Below are 21,597 nucleotides of genomic sequence, written 5' to 3'. Positions count from 1 at the left end.
GACTCTATTTCAAGGTGGATGGGGACAGATGCAGCCCCCACTTGTTTGCTCAACTCTCTCGAAAAGCCTTGGCGAAATAGTCCATGAACGGTTTCACCAGATAACCCAGCGGAGTGCGATCATCGGTGCGGATGAACGTTTCAACCGGCATGCCGGGGATCAGCGCGGCACCTTCTGGCAGACGGTCTATCTCGCCTTCGTTCAGCACGATCTCGGCACGGTAATAGCGCACGCGAGAATTCTGATCCTCAAAGGCATCGGCAGAGATTTGCACCACAGACCCGAACAGTTCCGGTGTTTGACGCTGATCCAGTGAGGAAAATCGCAGACTGACCTCCTGATCGACAAACAGCTTGTCGATGTGGATCGGTTCCACCTGCGCCGCAATCACCAGCGGGCGGTCCTGCGGCACGATATAGAGCACCGGATCGGCGGGCCGGATGACAGAGCGCGGGGTAAAGATCGTCAGTCCGTAGATGATGCCACCGACGGGCGCGGTGATGACCATCCGGCTCAGCCGTTCTTTGATGGCCCGGCGTTGCTCGGCCAGCTCGCGTTCCTGAAACTGAAGATCACGCAGTGTGGTGATGGCCTCTTCTCGGCGACGAGTCTCAAGGCTGAGGATCTGGATGTCGATCTCGGTGATCTTGCCCTCTGCCTGTGCTTTTTGCGCCTTGAGGTCTCCCACGGAGCCGGCCAATCGCGCCTCTTCGCGTTGCAGCGCAAGGATTTCCGGCGCGCGGACGAGGCCCTGCCGTTGCAGTTCTTCCTTGCCGACCAGTTCTTGCTTTATCAGGTCCGACTGGCGGGTAAGCGCCGTCTGCTGGGCGTCGATGCCGATGACCTGATCGGTGATCTGGTCGGATCGTTTTCGCAATTGCTCGATCTCGCCTTCGATGGAATCGCGGCGGGCGAAAAAGAGATTCCGCTGGCCTTCGACCAGTTCGGCGACTTCCGCGTCCACCAAAGTGCGTTGCAGGACCTCTTCGGCAAAGACAATCTCGTCTTTGCCGTCGCGTTCCGCCTGTAGTCGCGCGCGGCGGGACATGATCTCGAACAGCTGACCTTCGATGATGGTCATCTCGGACAGCAGCAAAGTCGGATCCAGCCGAATCAACGGCTGACCCAATGTGACCGTATCCCCCTCGTCCACGAGGATCTCTGAAACGACGCCGCCATCTGGGTGCTGAACGATTTGTCGATTCTGATCCACTTCGATCGAACCAGAGGCTACGATTGCGCCCGAGATATTGGTGGTCGCGGCCCAAGTGCCAAAACCCCCAACTAGGATCGCCAGCCCCAAGACGCCCGCAACCATCGGCCCGCGCAGAGAAAACTGTGTATCCGCTGTCATCGCACACCTCCAGGTCCGGCTTTTTGCAACTGTTGGTGGTTTTTGACCATGTTCTGCAACACTTCGTCCTTTGGACCAAAGGCGGCGCGGCCACCGTTTTCCAGCATCAACAGTAGGTCGCATTCCTTAATGGCCGCTGGCCGGTGCGCCATGATCAGCACCGCCTTGCCCGCGTCCTTAAAGGTTTTAATCGCCTTGTTCACCGCCTCGGACCCCTCATTGTCGAGGTTCGAATTCGGCTCATCCAGCACCAATAGCACCGGGTCTCCATACATGGCACGGGCTAGACCGATACGCTGCATTTGGCCGCCGGAAAGCCGCCCGCCAGAGGCGGAGACCCGCGTGTCATAGCCCTGCGGCAGTTTCAGGATCATTTCATGGGCATCGGCCTTCATCGCGGCCGCGACCACCTGTTCCGGGTCGGGTTCGGGCGACAGGCGTGCGATGTTTTCAGCGATGGTGCCATCAAACAAGGTCACGCGCTGCGGCAAATAGCCGATGTGCTTGCCCAGTGTTTCTGCCCCGTATTGATCAAGTGAGGCTCCGTCCAGCCGGATCTTGCCGCCCGCCGGCCGCCAGACGCCGGTGAGCGCACGCGCCAAAGTTGACTTGCCCGCACCTGAAGAGCCGATCACGCCGCAGGCCTGACCCGGGCCGACATTGAACGACACCAGCCGCAGCGCCGCTTGCTGCTCACCCGGCGCGACCACGGTCAGTTGCTGAACCTCCAGCTTGGCAGCGGGTTTGGGCAGTTGGGTGGGCTGGTTGGCCTCTGGCACTTCGCTCAGCAGTTGGGACAGGTTATCCCAGCCCTTGCGCGCGCGCTGTACCAAGGCCCATTGGCCGATCAGAAGCTCGATCGGAGCAAGGGCGCGGCCCATCAGGATCGACCCGGCGATCATCGCCCCCGGTGTCAGTTCGCCCTGCAGGACAAGATAGGCACCAAGACCCAACATCGCGGATTGCAAAAGCATCCGCAGCGTTTTGGTCATGGTGGAGAAAGTGCCGGTCAGATCGGCCGAGGCGATTTGACCGGACAGAGCCTGAGACCGCGCCTGCATCCAACGCTTGAATGCATCACCGCGCATCCCCAGCGCCTGCACCATTTCCGCCTCTTGGCGGATCTGATCCGCGGTGCGTTCGGCCTGCATGACAGCCGTGTTGGATTTCAGCGTCGGAGTCTTGCTGACCAACTGGTTGGCCACCGTCACGGTGATCAGAAGCAGACCACCGGCAATTGCCAAATAACCCATCCACGGGTGAAAGATCATGATCCCGATGATAAACAACGGCGTCCACGGTATGTCGAAAAACGCCATCAATACCGGCGACGACATCAGACGCTGCACCGATTCGAGGTCACGCAGGCCGGTCTGGGCCAGTTCATCATTCTGAACCGCCGCCCGCCGCAGCACCGCGTCGAAGACCCGCAAATCCAGCGCCGCCTGGAATCGTGCCGCCACGCGCCCCATGATTCTGCCTCGGACATAGTCCAGCAGACCCATCATCGAATACAGAAAAATCACCAGCACCGAGAGCGCGATCAGCGTCGCCTCGGACCGTGAGCCCAGAACACGGTCATAGACCTGCAACATGTACATCGGCCCCGTGAGCATCAAGATGTTCACGAACAAGCTGAATATGCCGACAAACCAATAGTATGGCCGACTCTGTCTTCGGGCCGCGATGAGTTCGTCGCGCCCGGTGTCTCTTTGTGCGGTGCTCATGCGCCTGTGTCAGCCCCTCGTTGTGTCACGGGCCGGAATCTGTGACAGTGGTGTCCTGACTTGCCTCATGTCGCCATTGTGCCACATGGGCGAGTATTCCGGCATCCTTCGTTGGGATCAAGCGGAGATGAAATTATCTACCCTTTTAGGCAAGCTGTGCAGCTTTCCCAAGTGGTTTGAAGAGGACTCTGCGTTATGTTGAATTTCAGGCCGGTCGTTCTGATGGCAGTCGTTTCGGCTGTGGCTGGCTGTTCGGTACCCGGACCCGGCGGAGCACCCGATGGGATTCACGATCCCTATGAGGTGAAAAATCGCAAGGTGCACGATTTCAACCGAAATCTCGACAAGAAACTCTTCAGCGGCGATGGCCCGGGGTACGCCGGGACCGTTCCGCCGTTTGTGCAAGAGCGCGTTTCGAGTTTTGCCGACACGGTTTCTTTGCCGCAGACGGTTGTGAATCAGCTGCTCCAGGGACGTCTGGTGCGCGCAACCAATAATTCGTTGCGGTTTACCCTCAATGCCACCATTGGCGTCGGCGGGATGTTCGACGTGGCGAAGGAATGGGGGCTTGACCCCGATGAATCCGACTTTGGTGAGACGCTGGCCGTCTGGGGCGTGCCAGAGGGCGCGTATCTTGAGGTGCCGGTTCTTGGCCCATCGACGGAACGAGATACGGCCGGAGACGTTGTAGACCTGTTCACCGACCCGCTGAAATATGTGGTGCCGACGCCTGAACGCTACATTGGAACGGTGGCCAAGGGGCTGGACACGGTTGGGGAACGCAGCAAATTCGGGGGAACCGTCGATTCGATCCTGCACGGCAGCGCCGACAGCTATCTGCAGTTCCGGTTGATGTATCTGCAAAACCGCAGATACGAACTGGGCGAAGACGCTCCGGGGGCGGATTTCGATCCGTTGGCCGTGGACACCGAAGGATTCTAGGTAAGGAGCCTTGTTATGACGCTTTTTTCACGCCGCCACTTCCTCGCGGTCGGCACGGTCGCAGCTACGTTGCCGGCGCTTCCTGCATTCGCCCTGACAAGCGGGCAGGCGTCCAGCCTGATCAGCAAGATGGTGGATGAGATCAACGCGGTTATCTCTTCGGGAAAATCCGAATCGGCGATGTACCGCGAGTTTGAGCGGATCTTCAAGAAATACGGTGACACGCCCTTGATCGCAGCCAACGCGCTGGGCGTGGATGGGCGGCGCGCATCCAACACGCAGAAAAAGGCCTTTACCGAGGCGTTCACCGGCTACATCTCTCGCAAGTATGGCAAGCGTTTCCGTGAATTCATCGGTGGCCGGCTTGAGGTGAAATCGGTCGGTTCCATCAGACGCGGCTATGAGGTGCGCTGTACCGCGTTCCTGCGCGGCACTGATCCGTTCGAGATTTCCTTTCACGTCTCGGATTCCAATCGGTTCTACAACCTGTTCATCGAAGGTGTGGACATGCTGCTGACCGAGCGGAGCGAGATCGGCTCTATGCTGGACGCCCGTCGCGGCGATTTGGACAGGCTGATTGCAGATCTGCGCAACGCAAGCTGATATCGATAACGACGGCGGCAACGCCTGAAAGCCATAGGCCCGGAAACCTGACAGGTTTCCGGGCCTATGGCTTTCAGCGGTATGAACTCGGCTCAGTTGCCGCCCAGAATGTCCCGCAGAACCTGTTCCAGAATGGATTGGTTCTGACGCCTGCGATCTTGCGGTTCGGGTTGCGGCTGTGGTTCTGGCACCTTGGGTGGCACCGGCTCTGACATCGGCAAAGGCTGCACTGGCAAACCCTCCTGAACGCCCAGCATGACCTCGTGCCAGATTTCTGCGGGCAGCCCGCTACCTGTCACACCGGTCAGTGGGGTGTTGTCGTCGTAACCCATCCAGACACCCGTAACATAATCGGCGGTAAAGCCCACAAACCAAGCATCGCGGGCCTCTGTGCTGGTGCCGGTCTTGCCTGCAACCTGTCGGTCGGGCAGAGCGGCGCGTCCGCCGGTGCCCTCGGTGACCACCTTGTGCATCATCCAGACCAATTGCCGGGCCGCCTCTTCGCGGACCACACGCTCTCCGATGCCGCCGCCAGAGCCCATAAGCGGATCGTTCTGGCCCTTTAGTCGCAGGACGCGTAGGCCGTAAGGCGTCACTGAAGAGCCACCGTTCAGGATGCCCGCATAGGCGCCGGTCATTTCCAGCAGCGTTGCCTCAGACGCGCCTAGCGCCAATGCTGGCGAGTCCGTCAATTCGCGGTAGATGCCGAAATCGCGCGCGACCCGGATAACCAGATCGCGGCCCACGGTTTCTGAGACCTTAACGGCAGGGACGTTCAGCGATTTTTTCAATGCTTCAGTCAAGGTTACGACACCGTAGTGGCGGCGTGAGTAGTTTTCCGGGCACCACTGGCCAGAACCGGGAATGTTGAGGCAATAGGGCGCATCCTCGACCGTATCCAGCGGTGAGTAGCCCAGTTCCAGCGCGGTGGCGTAAACAAACGGTTTGAACGCAGACCCAGTCTGACGCACCGCTTGCGATGCGCGGTTGAACAGGCCGGTTGCGTCCGTGTCGCGCCCACCGACCATGCCACGCACCGCCCCGTCGGCGGACATGACCACCACGGCCACTTGCGCCTTGGATCCGGCCTTTACCTTTTCGGCAAAGGTCCTTTCGACCGCCGCTGCCGTAACCTGCTGAATGCGTTGGTCCAGCGTGGTTTCGATCACCACATCCTCTGTCGTGTCGCGGGTAAAGAAATCCGGCCCCGACTGCATGACCCAATCAGCAAAATAGCCGCCGCCCAATTGCTGCGCGCCGCTCGACAGGACCGCTGGGTCGTCTTGGTACTGGCGCATCTCCGCTTCTGAGAGGTATCCCTGATCGTACATCAGGCGCAGCACGGTCGCGGCGCGGTCCTGACTGGCTTTGAGGTTTGAAGTGGGAGCAAGGACGGACGGCGCGGTTAACAGTCCGGCCAGCATTGCCGCCTCTGCCGGGTTAAGTGCTGCCGCCGGTTTGGCAAAATACCGCTGTGACGCGGCCTCGGCACCATAGGCACCGCCACCCATATAGGCCCGGTTGAGATAGATCGAGAGGATCTCGTTCTTGGTATACTTCGCCTCCATCGCTATTGCATAGATCGCCTCGCGTGCTTTGCGTGTCAGCGAACTTGCCCGGCAATCGGACACATAGTCTGCCTCGGACTTCCAGACGTCCGGATCATATTTCACGCCAAGGCAGACCAGTTTGGCGGTTTGCTGCGTAATGGTAGAACCGCCGTGGCCGGACAGCGGCCCGCGCCCTTCGCGCAGGTTGATGCGGACCGCGCTGGCGACACCGCGTGGGCTGACCCCGAAATGCCAGTAGAATCGCCGGTCCTCAGTCGCCACAACCGCGTTCTTCAAGTGTTCGGACACTGTCTCGGCAGTGACGACGCCGCCAAACTGGTCGCCGCGCAGGGCAAAGACATCACCATTGCGATCCAGCAGCGTGACCGACCCGCGTGCGCGCCCGTCCAGCAACGTGTTCAGTTCGGGCAGCGTGTTGTAAACGTACAGCACCGCCGCGCCCAAGATCAGCGCCACAACCACGGTGGCCGACAGCGTCACCCGCCAGATCAGCCGAAAGATCCAGCGCACCAGCCCGCCAAAGAAGCCAAGAATGCCGCCGCGCTTGCGCCGGGTCGTCGTCTTGCGTCGGGCCGCAGGTTTGCGGGTCCGGGTTGGCTTGGCTTTGGATGTCGCAGCACCGCGCGGATAGCGCGAGTCAGCCACGAGCCGTTTGGATTTACCTTTGGAGGAACTCATCAACTCTGCCCGTCACGTTTTTCTTTGGCGACGACTCTACCGAACCTGAGAGGGAATGTTGACCATCCCTGTCACGGTGCCGAGTTTATTTTAAGTCTAAATAATGAGCAAAACTAAATATACGCACAAAAAACAGACAGGAACGTACATCCAACCGCCCGATTTTCGGGCTGATCCCTTCAAATTTGTGCCCTGCCGCCGTTCTGCTGCAGGTGCATTTGCAGGCGCTGCCCTGCCAGACCGAAGGGGACCAAGGTGAAACTGATCATTGCAACGATCAAGCCGTTCAAGCTGGAGGAGGTGCGCGAAGCACTGACCGGTATCGGCGTGCGCGGCATGATGGTAACGGAAATCAAGGGCTTCGGCTCTCAGTCCGGCCATACCGAAATCTACCGCGGCGCGGAGTACGCCGTGAATTTTGTGCCGAAAATCAAACTGGAGATCGTCGTCTCGGCGTCGATGGCCGATCAAGTGATCGAAACCATCAAGACGACCGCGCAGACAGGCAAGATCGGCGACGGCAAGATCTTTGTGCTCGACGTGCTTCAGGCCGTGCGTGTGCGCACCGGCGAAACCGACGCAGACGCGCTGTGACGCGCAGATCATTCATGAGGGAAACGGACATGAAATACCTTAAGACGCTTGCGCCGGCCGCCCTGTTGCTGGCCATGCCGAGCATCGGGTTCGCACAGGATGCTGAACCTGTGCCGGGGATTGACGCCTCGACCGACTCAATCTTTATCTTCAACTCGCTGCTGTTCCTGATCGGTGGCTTTCTGGTGTTCTGGATGGCGGCGGGCTTTGCCATGCTCGAAGCCGGTCTGGTGCGGTCCAAGAACGTGACCATGCAGTTGACCAAGAACATCGCGCTCTTCGCGATTGCCGCGATCATGTACTACTTGATCGGTTACAACGTGATGTATCCGCTGGGCAACTGGTCGATCGGGACGGATGAGACCGGTGGTTACCTTGGTGCATTTGGCGTCGCCGTTATGGAAGCCGTGGGCATTGGCCGCGATGCAGCCGACGACTATGGCTATGCCTCCACCGGTTCGGACTTCTTCTTTCAGCTGATGTTCTGCGCCACCACAGCGTCGATCGTGTCCGGTACTCTGGCCGAGCGGATCAAGCTGTGGCCCTTCCTGATCTTCACCGTGGTTCTGACCGGCCTCATCTACCCGATTCAGGCATCCTGGAAATGGGGCGGTGGTTTCCTGGACTCCCAGTACGGTTTCCTCGACTTTGCCGGTTCGACAGTTGTGCACTCAGTCGGTGGCTGGGCTGCTCTGGCAGGGGCACTGATCCTGGGGCCGCGCATTGGCAAATACGCCAAAGATGGCCGCACCGTCCCGATGATGGGCTCGAACCTGCCGCTGGCAACTTTGGGCACGTTCATTCTGTGGCTGGGTTGGTTCGGCTTCAACGGCGCGTCGCAGCTTGCCATGGGTACCGTTGGCGATGTGGCTGACGTGTCACGCATCTTTGCCAACACTAACACGGCGGCTGCCGGTGGCGCGATTGCCGCGTTGATCCTGACGCAGGCCATCTACAAAAAGACCGACCTGACCATGGTTCTGAACGGCGCACTGGCGGGTCTTGTGTCCATTACCGCAGAACCGCTGACCCCGACGTTGGGCTCGGCCACCCTGATCGGTGCCGTGGGCGGTGTCATCGTAGTCTTCGCGGTGCCATTCCTGGACAAACTCAAGATCGACGACGTGGTCGGTGCCATCCCGGTTCACCTGTTCGCGGGTATCTGGGGCACCCTTGCGGTTCTTCTGACCAACCCTGACGCGACCTTTGGCGGCCAGATCATTTCGATCATCATCGTCGGCGTGTTCGTCTTCGTGGTCTCGGGTATCGTCTGGTTCATCCTGAAAGCCATCATGGGCATCCGGGCGTCGGAAGAAGACGAGATCATGGGTCTCGATATGGCCGAGCTGGGTATGGAGGCCTATCCGGAGTTTTCCAAAGGCTGAGTTCCTCCTTCCACTCAGTCTTTGATCACTGGCCCGGGCGAGCAATCGCCCGGGTTTTTTTATGCGTTGGTTTTAGCATGCAGATTGCTGCATGAGTGTCTGTCATCTGCCGTCGATTGCACCGAAATGCTTGGGGGCTAGGGGACATGGCGGATGCAGCGTTAGATCGTTTTGCGGTTTTCAACAGTCCTCTTGGTTTGCGGCGCGTGCCCGGTCGTCGCCAACCGCGACAGTCTGTCTGACGCATGCATGGAAATATGCATTGACTGCGGTGCGTCCGAACCGCGCGTTCAAGACCAAGATGTGATTTGTGCTGCTCGCCCGATGATCGGGTCCATTTCCCCCAATTCCTTGGGGCAATCGGCGCATGTGGTGCGGCGTGCGCGTCCACCATTGGCCATTTGGCAACATGCCCGCGCAATAGGGGCTGACCCGCGCCGACGTTAGCGTCATCGGCGCCTATGTGCGTGATTTGCAGCGCGCGAGCGGCATCAATTGACCGTAGAGCAGAAGTAGCGGCGGGGCATCAAAAAGGAGCGGCGTTAGCCCCGCTCCGTCTCGCGGCGCAGGCGCTGACGGGCGATGGCCTCGTTCTTTTCGGCCTCGCGGTTGTCGCTCAGCGCGGCCTCGACAAAGTTCAGATGCGTCTCGACGGCAGTGCGTGCTGCAGCGGGATCGCGGGCCTGCAACGCGTCGTTGATAGCGCGGTGCTGCTCTAGCAGGGTGTCGCGCCTCGTGCGTTGCTTGAACATGATCTGGCGGTTGTAGAACACACCTTCGCGCAGCAATTGATACATCGACCGCATCATGTGCAGCATGATGACGTTGTGGCTTGCCTCGATGATCGCCAAGTGAAACTCTGCGTCCAGAGCGGCCTCTTCGGTCGGATTGCGCTTGGTATGTGCGGTTTCCATCTTGGCAAAGACGGCCGCAATCACAGCCAAGTCACAGTCGGTGCCGTAGATCGCCGCACGCTCTGCGGCCAATCCCTCCATGTCGCGCCGGAAAGACAGATAGTCGAACACCGCCTCATCGTGATTTGCGAAAAGCTGGATCAAGGGTTGGGAAAAGGCGCTGCCCAGAACTTCGGTCACAAAAATTCCGGCGCTGGCGCGCGAGGTCAGCAGACCGCGTGCCTGCAATTCCGCCACCGCCTCGCGCAGCGAAGGGCGAGAGACGCCCATCTGATCCGACAGGTCGCGTTCCGAAGGCAGGCGCTCGCCGGGGCGCAACACCCCCCGCAGGATCAATTTTTCGATCTGCCGCACAACGGCATGCGAAAGCTTTTCGGACTGGACTTTTTCGAACGGCATGATGGTTCCTTCGCACGGTAAGGGATTTTTACCAAAACCGCGGGGATCTTACCACCGCGTCAGCGCCGCTTCGTCCTCATCCTTGGCGGCGACCCAAGTGCCGGTTTCCGCACAGTATTCCTTTTTCCAGAACGGCGCGCGAGACTTGAGATAGTCCATCAAGTACTCTGCCGCCTCGAAGGCATCCTTGCGATGTGGCGCGGCGGTGGCGACCATCATGATCTGCTCACCCGGCTCCAACCGCCCATAGCGATGAATGACCAGCGCGTCGCCCAGCGACCAGCGGTCAACCGCCTCTGCCGCAATCTGTTCCAGCGCCTTTTGGGTCATGCTAGGATAATGTTCGATCTCCATCGCCTGCAAACCGCCGCCGGGACGGTCGCGTACGATTCCGGTAAAAGTGACGACCGCGCCCATGTCGTGACGCCCGGCGGCAAAACCTGCCGCCTCTGCGCCAAAGTCAAAGGGGGCTTCCTGCACAACAATCCGCATGGCCTAGCCGCCCGTCATAGGGGGGAAAAAGGCCACCTCACGCACACCTGCAAGCGGCGCGTCAAAGTCGGTCAGTTCCTGATCGACAGCCACGCGCAGCGCACTCAGATCCTCGAAAGCGGCGGCATAGCGATCTTCGCGCGCGCGCAGTTCGGCAACCAGTTCGGCCACAGTTGCGGCCTCGGTCTGGACCGTTTCACGCGGCAGCCCGATGCGTTCGCGCACCCAGGCGAAATACAGCACATCCACTATTAGTCCTCCCTCAGGTGCGGCAGTGCCTTGCGGAAGTAATCCCACCCGGTGATCAAGGTCAAAGCCGCCGCCAACCAGAGTAGAAAAAGCCCGCCGTTGCCGGACCAGATCATGCCCTGCAGTTTCCAGCGCAGGCCAAACTCATCCGCGAGTTCGCCGTCGAGAATCTGACCGATGATCTCATCGCCCATCCCCATACTGGACATCACAAGGTAGTGTTCAAAAATACCCTGTGCAAACAGCACCGCAATGGCGACCATCTGCGTGGTTGTCTTCCACTTGGCCAGCTTGGTCACCTTCAGCGTGCCGGCCGTGTCGCCAAGGAACTCGCGCAAGCCAGAGACAAAGACCTCACGGAAGAGGATCATGGTCGCGGGCAGGACAAGCCACGGGGACCACGAGGAAAATCCGACGATAACCATCAGAGCGATGACCACCATCGCCTTGTCGGCAATTGGGTCCAGCATGGCCCCTAGCTTGGTTTCTTGTTGCCAACTGCGGGCCAGATGGCCGTCCAGCCAATCAGTCATGGCGGCACCGGCAAACAGGATCAGCGCCGCCCAGTCGGCCAGAGGGCGCGAGAAATACAGGAACATCACCGCCACGCCGGGGGCGGCGAGCAAGCGCAGGATGGTCAGAAAGTTGGGCAAAGTGAGTTTCATCGACGCCTTCCTAACCCGTTCTCCGAGGAGGGGGAAGGCTTGCCGATAGGGGACGAAGGACCCAAGTAAGTTGATCAGGATAACAATGAGGTGTGTATGCGTGAAGCAATGTTTGCCCTGCTGGTGCTGGCGGGACCTGCCATGGCGCAGGATGATATGATCCACGGGCCGGTCGATGGGCGTTGGGCTCTGCAACGCATCGACGATGCGCCCTTTACGGCGCGCGCGGAACTGGATCTGTCGCGGGCCGGGCACGTGAGCGGCTCTGGCCCTTGCAACGGCTTTTCCGGACGGATGGAGGGCGATTGGCCCGCGATGTCGATTGGCCCCCTGCGGTCGACCCGGCGGGCTTGTCCGGAACTGGATCAGGAAAATCTGTATTTCACGGCATTGCAGTCCGTGCAGCATGGCGCAATGCGGGACGGCGATCTGGTCCTGGCCGACACGGCAGGCCGAGAAATGGTGTTTACCCCGTTGCCCGCGCCTTTAGACGAGTGACAAGCGCGGACCGCGCGGCGGGTAGGGGCCTGTCGCGCAGGTCCGGGGCAAGCCGTTTTTCCATGAAAAACCCAGTTGTGGCCAAAGCGTCGAGGATGTCGGTGTCCTCGGCCTCTCCCTGTCCCAGCAGGATCGGCGGCAGCGGCAACAGGCGGTCGGCCCAGTCCCCGGCCGCGATGGCCGTCACCGCACGGCCGGTTTTGGGGGAGACAAACGCCAACCCGTCTGTTGCGCCGGTCACGGCGCAACAGTTCAGGTCAAGGCCGAAGCCCATTTCGTCCAGCAACGCCACTTCCCATTGCAGATAGGCCAGCGGCCAAAGATCAGGACGGTCGAGCAGGTCCAGCACCGCTTCGGAGCGGATGTAGAGCGCGGGGTGCGGCTCTCTTTCTGGCAGGCAAAAGGCTAGCAAGGCCGTCACCGCGTTCAACCCTGCCAGTGCCACCCGGTCGCCAAGCGCCGCTGCGGCGCGCGAGCGTTGCGGTTCAGCGGTGTAACTGCCGATGTGATCCTCCAACCGCGCGCGCCAAGCCAGATCCAGCTGGGCGCCGGGTTGTAGGTGGGGTGCCAGTTTGCGCGAGGTCCCGCCGCGCAGAACGCCTGCGTGGCGGCCATGTCCGGGGGTGAACACGTCGAGGATCAGCGAGGTTTCGCCGTGTTTTTTCGTGCTGAGCAATATTCCGGTGTCGCGCCAGTCCATGAATGCAAGATCACGGCGCGCGTGTGCTTTGGCAAGGTGTGATCCAGCGGAGCAGCCTACGGCTGCGCTGATTGTCTCGGCCCCCTGCGGGGCCTCGGATTGTGGGAATTTGGACAGAGAAGAAACCCACAGGTCAGGCGAGGGAGGGATCGTCGAGCAGGTGGCGGCCTTGTTTGTCCTCAACCTCGATCACCCAGAGGTCGGGGTCGAAGCGGCGCTGGCGGGTGATCGCCTCATCGACGTCGCGTTCGGAACCTGAGGTGAGGTCGGTCCATTTGCGGTCGCCGGTCATGAGGTCAAAGCCGCGTGTGAAGGCGCGCGCCTGTCCGTCGAGGGAATTCAGTTTGATCAGCACGGCGCCGGCATTGTCGTCGCCATGGGCGATAACGAAAGCCGGGATGTCGGTCAGGCGCAGGCGGGCGAGGTAGGCATCGACCCAGAAACGCGCGGTGAGGCGCGCCATCTCAGGCGTTGCCGTCTTTGAAATTCAGCCCCATTTCCGAGTAGCGCTCTTTTTCCTCGAGCCAGTTTTCGCGGACTTTGACCTGCAAGAACAGGTGGATTGGGCGACCGAGGAATTCTGTAAGTTCTTCGCGAGAAGCCTTGGAGATCGCTTTGATTGTTTCACCCTTGTGGCCAAGAATAATGCCTTTGTGACCGTCGCGGGCGACGTAGACAATTTGGTCGATGCGGGCAGAGCCGTCCTTGCGCTCTTCCCAATTCTCGGTTTCGACCGTCAGTTGGTAGGGCAATTCCTGATGCAGACGCAGGGTCAGTTTCTCACGGGTAATCTCGGCCGCGATCATGCGCATGGGCAGGTCGGCGATCTGGTCTTCGGGGTAGAGCCAAGGGCCTTCGGGAACTTCGGCAGCCAGCCATGTGCGCAGTTCTTCGATGCCATAGCCCTTTTCGGCGGAGATCATAAAGGTTCGGGCAAAGGAAAACCGGTCGTTCATGTCCTTGGTCAAGGCCAGCAGAACAGGGGCCTCGACCCGGTCGATCTTGTTGATGGCAAGGGCGATCTTGCGCCCCTTGGGCAGATCGGCGAGCCCTTCGAGGATGCGTTCGACGCCTTCGGTGACGCCGCGATGCGCCTCGATCAGCAGTACGGTCACATCGGCATCCGCCGCCCCGCCCCATGCGGCGGCGACCATGGCGCGGTCCAGCCTGCGGCGCGGTTTGAATAGGCCAGGTGTGTCGACAAAGATCAGCTGGCTGTCGCCCTCCATTGCCACGCCGCGAATGCGGGCGCGGGTGGTTTGCACCTTGTGGGTTACAATGCTGACCTTGGCCCCCACCATGTGGTTGGTGAGTGTGGATTTGCCCGCGTTGGGCTCTCCGATCAGGGCGATGAAACCGGCGCGTGTGGTCATGGAGGATCCCGGGGGGCTAAAAGGTGAAGGTGGTGATTTAGGGGAAAACCGGGATCAACGCTAGTGGATTCCCCGGACGCGCCGCGAATCAGATTTACGCCTTGTCGTGGCCGTGAAGTTCTGGCGCAAATTCCACGCGCAAGCGGCGCATGGCACGCGCCGTGCGCGCAGGTTAACGCATTTTGCGCCGCTCGCGCAGGAGCGAGTAGATCCCGGCACCCACGATCAATGCCGCCCCGGTCAGGGTCATGGTATCGGGGCGTTCTCCGAACAGGGTATAGGCAAGGATGAGCGCTACGATCAGGCGGCTGTAGCGGAAAGGGGCGACGACGCCAACCTCTCCGGTGCGCATGGCAAAGGTCATCGCGGTGTATCCCGCTACGCCGCACAGGGCTGTGCCGCAGATCAGAGCGGCGGCTTTTGGGGAAGGCAGAGACGGGGTGCCGGGCTCAAAGGCTAGGATCACCAAGCCCGCGACGCTGACGACCGCAAAGCCCAGAACGCCCAGTTGCGCCGCGTGCACATGCGTTGGCGCTGTGCGCGTCGCCAGATCGCGTCCGGCAAAGCCGATCATGCCGAGAAGGGCGAGGATAGCGTTTGCCTCAATCCCCGAAGGCGAGGGGCGTACGATCAGCAGCACCCCCAGAAAGCCGATGCTCATCGCAATCCAGCGGCGCGGGCCAATGTGTTCCTTGAGGACCACCGCCGCGCCCAGCATGACAAACAGCGGCGCGGCCTGAAGGATCGCCGACGTGGTCGACAGTGGTGTGTAGGCAAGGCTAAGTGCAAAGAAGAGGCGTCCTGTGATCTCGAACGCGGTGCGGATCAGCAGGCCGGGGCGCAGGTAGTCGCGTGTCCAGACCGGCACGCCGCTTAGGCGGGCGTACAGGGCGTATAGCGCCATGGCCAGCAGCCCGAATTGCAGAGTGCCCAGACCAGGCGTTATCCCTCCAGAACCAGTGGCGGATTTGAAAAAGGCATCCTCGACCCCGAAGCCGAGCATGGCGAGGATCATGTAGAATGCGCCGCGCCGATTGTCGGTCATAGGAGGCTCCGGTTTGTGGATGCCATTTCATACCGATGGAGAATGGACAAGTGGGCCAAATTAATATCGCTCGGGCCACTTGCAATTCGGGGCAGGTTTGATCCTGAATGGCGTCAGTCTTAAATGGATTGAACTGCCTGCCATGAATGATTTTGAAACTTGGGTATTTGTTGTCGTGGCTTTCGGCGCGGCTGCACTGGTGTATGGCTTGAAAGCTTTACGGCGGCGGAAGGAACGCGAAAAATGGAACCAGATCCCCCATGAACCGGCATTTGCTCCGAGCGTGCCGCCAACGCCCCGCGTTGTAAGAGCGCCGCTGCCGGATCCAAAGCCCTACGACCCAAACGATAGTGTCGAGAGCGCGCCCATTGATGCGGTGCGCACAGGCGCGGCCTACGTCGTGGACGGGGATACAATTGTTGTTAAGAAAACGCAGATTCGTTTATTCGGAGTCGATGCGCCAGAGATGAATCATCCCTTCGGAAAGAAAGCGAAGTGGGCATTGGTCAGGCTATGCAAAGGGCAAAAGGTCCGGGCTGAACTGATCAGTCAGGATGCACACGGACGAACAGTGGCCCGTTGCTATCTGCCTGACGGACGCGACCTGTCGGCCGAGATGGTAAAGCTTGGGCTCGCGATTGGCTGGCCCAAATATTCTGGTGGAATTTACGCAGCCCTTGAAACGTCAGATGCCCGCAAAAAGATGTGGCTGGCAGATGCGCGGCAGAAAGGCCGGATGTATGTCTGGGAGGCGTTTGACGCGCGGCAAGGCAACAAAGGCGCAAACCGCTCATAGGCCCCTCCCGCCATAAGATTATCTGCGTAGTGAAGTGGGGGAGCCGGTTGGGGTGAAGTCGCATCAGAAGGTCTGAAGGGGAAGGGTTACGTCGCGGACGATATACGAACCCTTTGACCCGGCAGAGATTGGACGAGCGTGATGCCCGGTTGGACCATCTGGGCCCACGGTGGCAGCGCCGTGGTTTGATAATCGGCGAGGTGTCCGGGCAGATGACACAGGCGGTCGCCCTGCAGCCACGGCAGTGACTTCACCGCAGGGCTGTTGGCGAGGGCGGACGCCGTGTCCCGGCACGACAGGCAAGCAGCATCGCGCACCCTTGCAATGCGGATCTAGGTGGAGCGGAATCTTGATCCACCTGATGTCAAGCAGGCGCTGCGCGGGCGTCTGTCGGGCCGCGAGTTCGACCTTGAAAAGATAGATGAAATCGTTCCAGGGACGGCTACTAGACGCATTGCCGGAGACGGTGTTGGAGGATTCAACTTAGCGGAACATCATCCCAATTGTTCCAGCAACGCTTTCGCCGCCATCTGCTCGGCCTGACGTTTGGAGCCGGCGGTCGCTTCAGCCGTCTCGCCGGAATGCAGTCGGGCTTGAATAGTGAAGACAGGCGCATGGTCCGGCCCGGTGCGCGCGGTTTCGACGTAGGCAGGGGGGGGCAGCCCTCGGGCCTGTGCCCATTCCTGCAGGCTGGTCTTGGCATCCTTGGCGTCTTCGTCCACGCCGTCGATCCGGGCGCCCCAAAGGCGAAGGATCAGGTCCCGCGCCGTGTCAAAGCCAGCGTCGATATAGACGGCAGCGATCACTGCCTCCATCGCGTCGCCCAGCAGCGCCTGTTTGCGCCGGCCACCGGACAATTGCTCTGACCGGCCCAGTTTCAGCGCATCGCCCAACCCGACATCACGCGCAACATCTGCGCAAGTTTCCTTGCGCACCAATGCGTTGAAGCGTGGCGCAAGCTGACCTTCGGACGCGGCGCTGTCGCGTTGCAACAGCGCCTCGGCCATGACCAGACCCAGAACCCGGTCGCCAAGAAACTCCAGCCGTTGATTGTCTTCGCGCCCCGGACCAGAGCGCGACCCATGAGTGACCGCGCGGAGCAACAGCCGGGGATCGGCGAAATGATGGCCCAACGCTTTCTGCAAAGTGGTCAGTTCTACGGATAGTTTCATTCGACAGTCCTCAGGTCACGCCCGTCGGGTCCTTCCAGGGAATAGAGCACCAGGCGAACCGGCCCTGCAACCGTCGCGGGGAGTGGCTCAGGAGCAGCAGCACCACCTGCGCCAGAAATAGGGCGATGGCGGCGCCGACACCACTTTGGGCAGGAACCAGCATCTGTGCGGCCATTAGCCCAGAAACTGGGATCACAGACAGCGCAAGCTGACCTCGTCCGGTCAGCCCGTGGCAGTTCAACACCTCACGGACAAAGCCCATTGCATCCGGCTCATTCGATCTTTTCAAAGAACCGATCGCTGCGCCATGTCCAGAAGTACAGCATCGACCGGCCCGCGGAGGAGAACATCACCCGGTCGGCCCGACCGATCAGATTTTCGTAGGGGACAAATCCCACGCCGTTCGCGATGCTGGGCACCCGGCTGTCCGAAGAGTTGTCGCGGTTGTCACCCATGAAGAAGTAATGGCCTTCGGGCACAGTGTAGACGGGGGTGTTGTCCGACCCCTGCATGGAAATGTTGAGGATCGAGTGGCTGACGCCGCCGGGCAGCGTCTCGATCAGTTTTTCCTTGTGGCAGGTAGCTCCGTCGCCAACCGTGCCATTGGCACAGCGCGGCCGCAGGCCCTGCGGTCCCTGCGGGGCGGCGAGTTCTTCAAAGGTGCCGTCCGGGGTAACCTCCACCGGTTGGCCGTCGATGTGCAGCACGCCATTGCGCATCTGGATGCGCTCACCCGGCAGGCCGATAAGCCGCTTGATGAAATCGCGGCCCGACACCGGGTGACGGAATACCACAACATCGCCGCGCTGCGGTTCACCGCCGAACAGACGTGCATTGTCGCCGTCGGCCCATCCGCACAGGTCCTGCGCGTCCACGTTGATGCCAACGCTCGGGATGATGACAGAGGGGCAGGAGGCGTAGGAGTAACCATAGGCCATCTTGTTCACGAAAAGGAAATCGCCGATCAGCAGCGTGTCCTTCATCGATCCCGACGGAATCCAGAATGGTTGAAACAGGAGGGTCCGGAAGACGCCCGCAATCAGCAGCGCGTAGACAATTGTCTTGATGGTCTCCCAGAGACCGCCTTTTTTCTCTTCGGTTGCCATATGGCGAGCCCCTTGCCTGTCGTTCCGGCGTTTCATGGGCGGCAGGGCAAGGCGTGTCAAGGTGGGAGGTCCCGCCGTTGACCGGCTGAACCGGTGAACCCTACGCTGCGTCAACGACTTTCAAGCCGGAGTAGTTGCCGTGATTCGATTTTGTTTGTTGCTTGGCTTGCTTCTGGCAGGTTTGGGTGTTCAGGCCCATGCCCGGGACGCATGTGACTTCCGGCTGGACAGAACCAAGCAATTCGAAGCCACCTTCAAGCAACTCCTTCTTGACGAGGCAGAGCAGGCTAGGGGCCTCTGGCAGCCTATTCGCAGGGCCCAGAAAGAGGTCCAGGAGTTGGCGCGCTTTGTCGGGCGTCTGGATGTTTGCCTGCGGACGCCCGATGGGCGGCAGGTCGAATACCTTGATCCGGTCGGCGGGTTCAGGGTCAAGAGTGACAAGTTTGTCGGACTCTGCACGGCCACCCTTTTGCCCGGCAATCAGCTGATCACGGCCCGGCATTGCTATCATGATGATCGCGTCGCCGCGTTGGGGTTCACCGAAATCGAGGCAGTGAAAGTGCACTTCGACTTTCGTCAGGTGGACTTCATTGGAGATGTCCAAAGCTTTGACGTCTCGCCTGTCGAAGTTGCATCTGTCACCGACGTTGATGCGATGATCCTGAAGGTCAAAGGCGACGCCAACGGAGCGATGGGTGGGCATATTCCACTAATTTTTCAAACGCGAACACAGCCGCAGGATGCATTGCTAATGGTTCATCACCCGATTGCCCAGCCCACCCAGTTTTCCTCGGGCACCTGCGCCGTGGCCAGTGAGCAATCGGACCTGCCTGATCATGCACCTAACCTGCGTCACATGTGTGAAACTTTCGGTGGGTCTTCGGGCGCATTGATCTTGGATGCGGATGAACGCGTCGTGGTAGGCCTGCATCAAGGCGCTGATGTGGTCAAAGACAGTTTTGGACGGGTCCGGGACGGGTTCAACATCGGGTTCAAGTTCGAACCGGTAAACGAGGCGCTGGACCTTGGGTTTGCGCCCTTGAGCGCGGTGGAACGGACCTTGCAGGGCTTGCCAGCGCTGCAGGGGTTGGCGCCGAAACGGGAGGTTCTGACCGATATTCTGACACGCTACCCGGGAACCAAGATCGCAGCACGCGCCAATGGCATGCTGAAAGCCCTACCGGAACGAGATGTGGAGGCAGAGGCGCGCGCGGCCCTAACCGAAGCGCGCGAGATTGCAGACGTCGTGGCGCGCAGGGGCAGGCTGGGGGAAATCGTCGCCCAATTCCCGGAAACCGATGCGGCGGCCAATGCCCGTTTCATGCTTGATCTGCTTGATGCTCCCGTCGACCTGGTCGCCGATGCGGCAGGGGCACTGGCGGCCGCGGAACGCATCGAAGATCCGAAGGACCGCCGGACCCGGCTTGAAGAAGTGAAGGCTAAATTTGCCGGCACACCGGAGGCCGAACGGGCCCAGACGTTGCTGAACCAGTTACAGGATCAGGGCAAAACACATGCCAAGATCATTGAAAGGGGGCGTGTCAACTGTGCCGTGTCCGAAGGGGTGGACGACGCGTTTTGCTATGTTCTAGCCGGACACCTGTTCGGAGAGTACCAGTTCAAGGTTAAACGGTTCGACGTGGGGCCTATGAATGGGCTTTCACATCTTCACAAGGGCACAGCCGAAGTGCTCGTCAGCACCGAGGACCTCCTGTCCAATTGGTCGACGGATAGGAAATACCGAAAGGTCGGCAGTGTGGTGCGCGGAAATATGGCGATATTGCTTCCAAAGACGTTGGGCATTCAGTCCGTTAGCGAGTTGAATGAAGCAACCGGCAAGAAGTACCCGAGCTTTTGCCATGATCTTGCAATCGAAGCGCCTGTTCTCAAGGAGTTCTTGCGAAACCAAAAAGTAAGTTATGAATTGCTTTGGCCGTTTGTGACTGAAGAAGATGTCCAGATTGCTTACTTGGAGGGCCGTTGCGACGCCGTCGTAACTCTATCCGGTCGGCAAGAGCCGTATCTTTTTCTGCCTCCAGACGCTGATCCTTTGCAGATCACCGACTGGGTTCCTTTCGATGACTGGTTTCAGGTTTACGTAATGGCCGACGATGAAAAGTGGGTTGAGACCGTCGAAAAGATCGTTGATCGCCTTGGACGCCCTTCTAAGAGTCAAGCGGCGATTTGTGTCTGATTGATCTCTTTGTAGCGGCGCATGATGATGCCGAAGACTTCGCGCGCGATATAACGTTTGAGGCTGCGAATGGCTTCCAGTTTCGAGTTTCCGGCAGCGATCCGTTTGGCAACGTAGGCTTGAGTGCGTGGGTCCAGTCGCAAACGTCCGATGGCGATAATGTGGATCGCACTATTGGCTGCGCGATCACCGCCTCTGTTCAACCTGTGCCGGACAGTTTTGCCAGAAGACGCAGGCACGGGACTGACGCCGCAAAGGGCGGCAAAGCTGGCTTCGGATTTCAACCGCTCCGGATTGTCTCCAGCCGTCAGCAGCAGCTGCGCCGCGCTGTTCAGGCCGATCGCGATCTGTTCGAGTAGCTCTGGGGCAAGATCTTTGACGATGGCTTCGATCATGTCATCCAGATCGGCGATCTCGTCATGCAGTTCGAGGTAACGCCGCGCCAGGGATTTGAGCGAGATGCGATAGGCTTCTTCGACCTGCCGAAAGGCCGTGAGATCGGGCCGCCAAGCTGCCAGTGTGCGGATCAACTGCATTCGCGTCATCTTACGTAGGGGTTCTCGCAATCTATCGGGGGCACAGATGATCGTCGTCTGGATCATTTGCAAAGCAATGCGGCGCGCCTGAACGGCTGTCTTTCGGCAAACCCTTAGAACACGGAGGCTTTCGACCATACCGTCACGGCTTCTCGGTGTGACAGTGCGCCGTTCGGTGAAGGCGGCATGGGCCGCACTTTCTGCGTCGAAGTCGTCGTTCTTGCCGCGGCGACGGCGCTCGTTTTTGTCAGGGGCAGTGACCACCTCCAGAACTTCGACACCAGCTGTCTGCAAATAGCGCAGCAACCCTGCGCCATAGCTGCCCGAACATTCGATGCCGACGCGTTGCAGATCCCCGAAAGACCGCATCCAGATCAACATCAAGCGATAGCCATGACGGGTCGTGGGAAAGCTCTCGGTGCCGAGCACGCGGTCGTAATGATCTACGACAGCTGCAACATGTAAATCCTTGTGGGTATCGACGCCTCCGACGACGTGAGATGTTTCAGGGGTTTCAGCCATTTGACGATCCTTTTCTGCGGCAAGAGAACGAGCATCGCCTCGATGGATGCAGGGACAGGACAGTCATGAGACCGGATGGTCA

General features: G+C 59.9%; 22 protein-coding genes. 7 read left to right on the top strand and 15 right to left on the bottom strand.

The annotated features are described in order from the left end of the window. Positions 1 to 49: 49 nt before the first annotated feature. Positions 50 to 1,354: an HlyD family type I secretion periplasmic adaptor subunit gene (locus ANTHELSMS3_RS00485; RefSeq protein WP_094033163.1), complete on the bottom strand. Its 1,305-nt coding sequence runs from the start codon at positions 1,352 to 1,354 to the stop codon at positions 50 to 52. Beyond that, on the bottom strand, positions 1,351 to 3,081 hold the full coding sequence (locus ANTHELSMS3_RS00480) for a type I secretion system permease/ATPase (RefSeq protein WP_094033162.1): 1,731 nt from the start codon (positions 3,079 to 3,081) through the stop codon (positions 1,351 to 1,353). The genes ANTHELSMS3_RS00485 and ANTHELSMS3_RS00480 overlap by 4 nt, the downstream gene beginning before the upstream one ends. Positions 3,082 to 3,276: 195 nt before the next feature. Between ANTHELSMS3_RS00480 and ANTHELSMS3_RS00475 the strand changes: the two genes are divergently transcribed. Both ANTHELSMS3_RS00475 and ANTHELSMS3_RS00470 read left to right on the top strand, forming a co-directional pair. Then, positions 3,277 to 4,023, top strand: coding sequence for an MlaA family lipoprotein (locus ANTHELSMS3_RS00475; RefSeq protein WP_094033161.1), 747 nt, complete (start codon positions 3,277 to 3,279; stop codon positions 4,021 to 4,023). Between the two features lie 15 nt (positions 4,024 to 4,038). Then, on the top strand, positions 4,039 to 4,626 hold the full coding sequence (locus tag ANTHELSMS3_RS00470; RefSeq protein ID WP_094033160.1) for an MlaC/ttg2D family ABC transporter substrate-binding protein: 588 nt from the start codon (positions 4,039 to 4,041) through the stop codon (positions 4,624 to 4,626). Between the two features lie 92 nt (positions 4,627 to 4,718). Here the strand turns inward: ANTHELSMS3_RS00470 and ANTHELSMS3_RS00465 are convergent, their stop codons facing one another. Further along, positions 4,719 to 6,875: a transglycosylase domain-containing protein gene (locus ANTHELSMS3_RS00465; RefSeq protein ID WP_094033159.1), complete on the bottom strand. Its 2,157-nt coding sequence runs from the start codon at positions 6,873 to 6,875 to the stop codon at positions 4,719 to 4,721. Positions 6,876 to 7,130: 255 nt separating this feature from the next. Here ANTHELSMS3_RS00465 and ANTHELSMS3_RS00460 point away from each other — a divergent pair, with 255 nt between their 5' ends. Continuing rightward, positions 7,131 to 7,469 (top strand): P-II family nitrogen regulator, encoded by a 339-nt coding sequence (locus ANTHELSMS3_RS00460; RefSeq protein WP_094033158.1) that lies wholly within the window; start codon positions 7,131 to 7,133, stop codon positions 7,467 to 7,469. Between the two features lie 29 nt (positions 7,470 to 7,498). Further along, positions 7,499 to 8,854, top strand: a complete 1,356-nt coding sequence (locus tag ANTHELSMS3_RS00455) for an ammonium transporter (protein ID WP_094033157.1) — start codon at positions 7,499 to 7,501, stop codon at positions 8,852 to 8,854. Between the two features lie 542 nt (positions 8,855 to 9,396). Here ANTHELSMS3_RS00455 and ANTHELSMS3_RS00450 read toward each other — a convergent pair. Genes ANTHELSMS3_RS00450 through pgsA form a run of 4 tightly spaced genes read right to left on the bottom strand, consistent with a single transcriptional unit; the run spans position 9,397 to position 11,573 of the window. Then, complete coding sequence (locus ANTHELSMS3_RS00450) at positions 9,397 to 10,167, bottom strand: FCD domain-containing protein (protein ID WP_094033156.1); 771 nt, start codon at positions 10,165 to 10,167, stop codon at positions 9,397 to 9,399. Between the two features lie 48 nt (positions 10,168 to 10,215). Then, a complete protein-coding gene (locus ANTHELSMS3_RS00445; RefSeq protein WP_094033155.1) occupies positions 10,216 to 10,659 on the bottom strand; it encodes a molybdenum cofactor biosynthesis protein MoaE in 444 nt (147 codons plus the stop codon). Between the two features lie 3 nt (positions 10,660 to 10,662). Further along, entirely contained in the window at positions 10,663 to 10,908 is a 246-nt protein-coding gene (gene moaD / locus ANTHELSMS3_RS00440) for a molybdopterin converting factor subunit 1 (protein ID WP_094033154.1), read from the bottom strand. A gap of 2 nt (positions 10,909 to 10,910) precedes the next feature. Continuing rightward, positions 10,911 to 11,573 (bottom strand): CDP-diacylglycerol--glycerol-3-phosphate 3-phosphatidyltransferase, encoded by a 663-nt coding sequence (pgsA, locus tag ANTHELSMS3_RS00435; RefSeq protein WP_094033153.1) that lies wholly within the window; start codon positions 11,571 to 11,573, stop codon positions 10,911 to 10,913. Between the two features lie 96 nt (positions 11,574 to 11,669). Here pgsA and ANTHELSMS3_RS00430 point away from each other — a divergent pair, with 96 nt between their 5' ends. Continuing rightward, positions 11,670 to 12,071, top strand: a complete 402-nt coding sequence (locus ANTHELSMS3_RS00430) for an META domain-containing protein (RefSeq protein ID WP_094033152.1) — start codon at positions 11,670 to 11,672, stop codon at positions 12,069 to 12,071. Here ANTHELSMS3_RS00430 and recO read toward each other — a convergent pair. The 4 genes from recO to ANTHELSMS3_RS00410 all read right to left on the bottom strand — a co-directional run bounded on the left by recO (position 12,040) and on the right by ANTHELSMS3_RS00410 (position 15,189). After that, entirely contained in the window at positions 12,040 to 12,771 is a 732-nt protein-coding gene (gene recO / locus ANTHELSMS3_RS00425; protein WP_094033151.1) for a DNA repair protein RecO, read from the bottom strand. The two genes, ANTHELSMS3_RS00430 and recO, sit on opposite strands and share 32 nt — an antisense overlap. 133 nt (positions 12,772 to 12,904) lie before the next feature. Beyond that, positions 12,905 to 13,234, bottom strand: coding sequence for a DUF1491 family protein (locus ANTHELSMS3_RS00420; RefSeq protein ID WP_094033150.1), 330 nt, complete (start codon positions 13,232 to 13,234; stop codon positions 12,905 to 12,907). Position 13,235: 1 nt separating this feature from the next. Then, on the bottom strand, positions 13,236 to 14,144 hold the full coding sequence (era, locus tag ANTHELSMS3_RS00415) for a GTPase Era (RefSeq protein WP_094033149.1): 909 nt from the start codon (positions 14,142 to 14,144) through the stop codon (positions 13,236 to 13,238). A gap of 172 nt (positions 14,145 to 14,316) precedes the next feature. Continuing rightward, entirely contained in the window at positions 14,317 to 15,189 is an 873-nt protein-coding gene (locus tag ANTHELSMS3_RS00410; protein WP_094033148.1) for a DMT family transporter, read from the bottom strand. 97 nt (positions 15,190 to 15,286) lie between these two features. Between ANTHELSMS3_RS00410 and ANTHELSMS3_RS00405 the strand changes: the two genes are divergently transcribed. Then, positions 15,287 to 15,985 (top strand): thermonuclease family protein, encoded by a 699-nt coding sequence (locus ANTHELSMS3_RS00405; RefSeq protein ID WP_254694812.1) that lies wholly within the window; start codon positions 15,287 to 15,289, stop codon positions 15,983 to 15,985. 494 nt (positions 15,986 to 16,479) lie between these two features. Here the strand turns inward: ANTHELSMS3_RS00405 and rnc are convergent, their stop codons facing one another. From rnc to lepB, 3 genes are read right to left on the bottom strand one after another with little or no spacing between them, the layout of a single operon-like run. Then, positions 16,480 to 17,157 (bottom strand): ribonuclease III, encoded by a 678-nt coding sequence (rnc, locus tag ANTHELSMS3_RS00400; protein WP_094033147.1) that lies wholly within the window; start codon positions 17,155 to 17,157, stop codon positions 16,480 to 16,482. A 10-nt stretch (positions 17,158 to 17,167) separates the two neighbouring features. Further along, entirely contained in the window at positions 17,168 to 17,419 is a 252-nt protein-coding gene (locus ANTHELSMS3_RS00395) for a hypothetical protein (protein ID WP_094033146.1), read from the bottom strand. Between the two features lie 10 nt (positions 17,420 to 17,429). Then, complete coding sequence (gene lepB, locus ANTHELSMS3_RS00390) at positions 17,430 to 18,263, bottom strand: signal peptidase I (protein WP_094033145.1); 834 nt, start codon at positions 18,261 to 18,263, stop codon at positions 17,430 to 17,432. Between the two features lie 139 nt (positions 18,264 to 18,402). Between lepB and ANTHELSMS3_RS00380 the strand changes: the two genes are divergently transcribed. Then, entirely contained in the window at positions 18,403 to 20,457 is a 2,055-nt protein-coding gene (locus ANTHELSMS3_RS00380; protein WP_157733367.1) for a trypsin-like peptidase domain-containing protein, read from the top strand. Here the strand turns inward: ANTHELSMS3_RS00380 and ANTHELSMS3_RS00375 are convergent. Continuing rightward, positions 20,436 to 21,515: an IS110 family transposase gene (locus tag ANTHELSMS3_RS00375; RefSeq protein WP_094033142.1), complete on the bottom strand. Its 1,080-nt coding sequence runs from the start codon at positions 21,513 to 21,515 to the stop codon at positions 20,436 to 20,438. The two genes, ANTHELSMS3_RS00380 and ANTHELSMS3_RS00375, sit on opposite strands and share 22 nt — an antisense overlap. Positions 21,516 to 21,597 lie beyond the last annotated feature (82 nt).

The organism is Antarctobacter heliothermus (assembly GCF_002237555.1).
GTDB classification, from domain to species: Bacteria; Pseudomonadota; Alphaproteobacteria; order Rhodobacterales; family Rhodobacteraceae; genus Antarctobacter; species Antarctobacter heliothermus_B.
Note: the sequence above shows the minus strand (reverse complement) of the source record. Positions and strands in the feature narration are given on the sequence as shown.

What these genes read in the sequence shown, in the direction of transcription:
- ANTHELSMS3_RS00445 (WP_094033155.1), bottom strand. Translation starts at nt 10,659, where the DNA reads ATGCGGATTGTTGTGCAGGAAGCCCCCTTTGACTTTGGCGCAGAGGCG.
- ANTHELSMS3_RS00470 (WP_094033160.1), top strand. Translation starts at nt 4,039, where the DNA reads ATGACGCTTTTTTCACGCCGCCACTTCCTCGCGGTCGGCACGGTCGCA.
- rnc (WP_094033147.1), bottom strand. Translation starts at nt 17,157, where the DNA reads ATGAAACTATCCGTAGAACTGACCACTTTGCAGAAAGCGTTGGGCCAT.
- ANTHELSMS3_RS00430 (WP_094033152.1), top strand. Translation starts at nt 11,670, where the DNA reads ATGCGTGAAGCAATGTTTGCCCTGCTGGTGCTGGCGGGACCTGCCATG.
- recO (WP_094033151.1), bottom strand. Translation starts at nt 12,771, where the DNA reads ATGGACTGGCGCGACACCGGAATATTGCTCAGCACGAAAAAACACGGC.
- era (WP_094033149.1), bottom strand. Translation starts at nt 14,144, where the DNA reads ATGACCACACGCGCCGGTTTCATCGCCCTGATCGGAGAGCCCAACGCG.
- ANTHELSMS3_RS00450 (WP_094033156.1), bottom strand. Translation starts at nt 10,167, where the DNA reads ATGCCGTTCGAAAAAGTCCAGTCCGAAAAGCTTTCGCATGCCGTTGTG.
- ANTHELSMS3_RS00455 (WP_094033157.1), top strand. Translation starts at nt 7,499, where the DNA reads ATGAAATACCTTAAGACGCTTGCGCCGGCCGCCCTGTTGCTGGCCATG.
- ANTHELSMS3_RS00395 (WP_094033146.1), bottom strand. Translation starts at nt 17,419, where the DNA reads ATGGGCTTTGTCCGTGAGGTGTTGAACTGCCACGGGCTGACCGGACGA.
- pgsA (WP_094033153.1), bottom strand. Translation starts at nt 11,573, where the DNA reads ATGAAACTCACTTTGCCCAACTTTCTGACCATCCTGCGCTTGCTCGCC.
- ANTHELSMS3_RS00420 (WP_094033150.1), bottom strand. Translation starts at nt 13,234, where the DNA reads ATGGCGCGCCTCACCGCGCGTTTCTGGGTCGATGCCTACCTCGCCCGC.
- ANTHELSMS3_RS00475 (WP_094033161.1), top strand. Translation starts at nt 3,277, where the DNA reads ATGTTGAATTTCAGGCCGGTCGTTCTGATGGCAGTCGTTTCGGCTGTG.
- ANTHELSMS3_RS00410 (WP_094033148.1), bottom strand. Translation starts at nt 15,189, where the DNA reads ATGACCGACAATCGGCGCGGCGCATTCTACATGATCCTCGCCATGCTC.
- ANTHELSMS3_RS00480 (WP_094033162.1), bottom strand. Translation starts at nt 3,081, where the DNA reads ATGAGCACCGCACAAAGAGACACCGGGCGCGACGAACTCATCGCGGCC.
- ANTHELSMS3_RS00375 (WP_094033142.1), bottom strand. Translation starts at nt 21,515, where the DNA reads ATGGCTGAAACCCCTGAAACATCTCACGTCGTCGGAGGCGTCGATACC.
- lepB (WP_094033145.1), bottom strand. Translation starts at nt 18,263, where the DNA reads ATGGCAACCGAAGAGAAAAAAGGCGGTCTCTGGGAGACCATCAAGACA.
- ANTHELSMS3_RS00465 (WP_094033159.1), bottom strand. Translation starts at nt 6,875, where the DNA reads ATGAGTTCCTCCAAAGGTAAATCCAAACGGCTCGTGGCTGACTCGCGC.
- ANTHELSMS3_RS00485 (WP_094033163.1), bottom strand. Translation starts at nt 1,354, where the DNA reads ATGACAGCGGATACACAGTTTTCTCTGCGCGGGCCGATGGTTGCGGGC.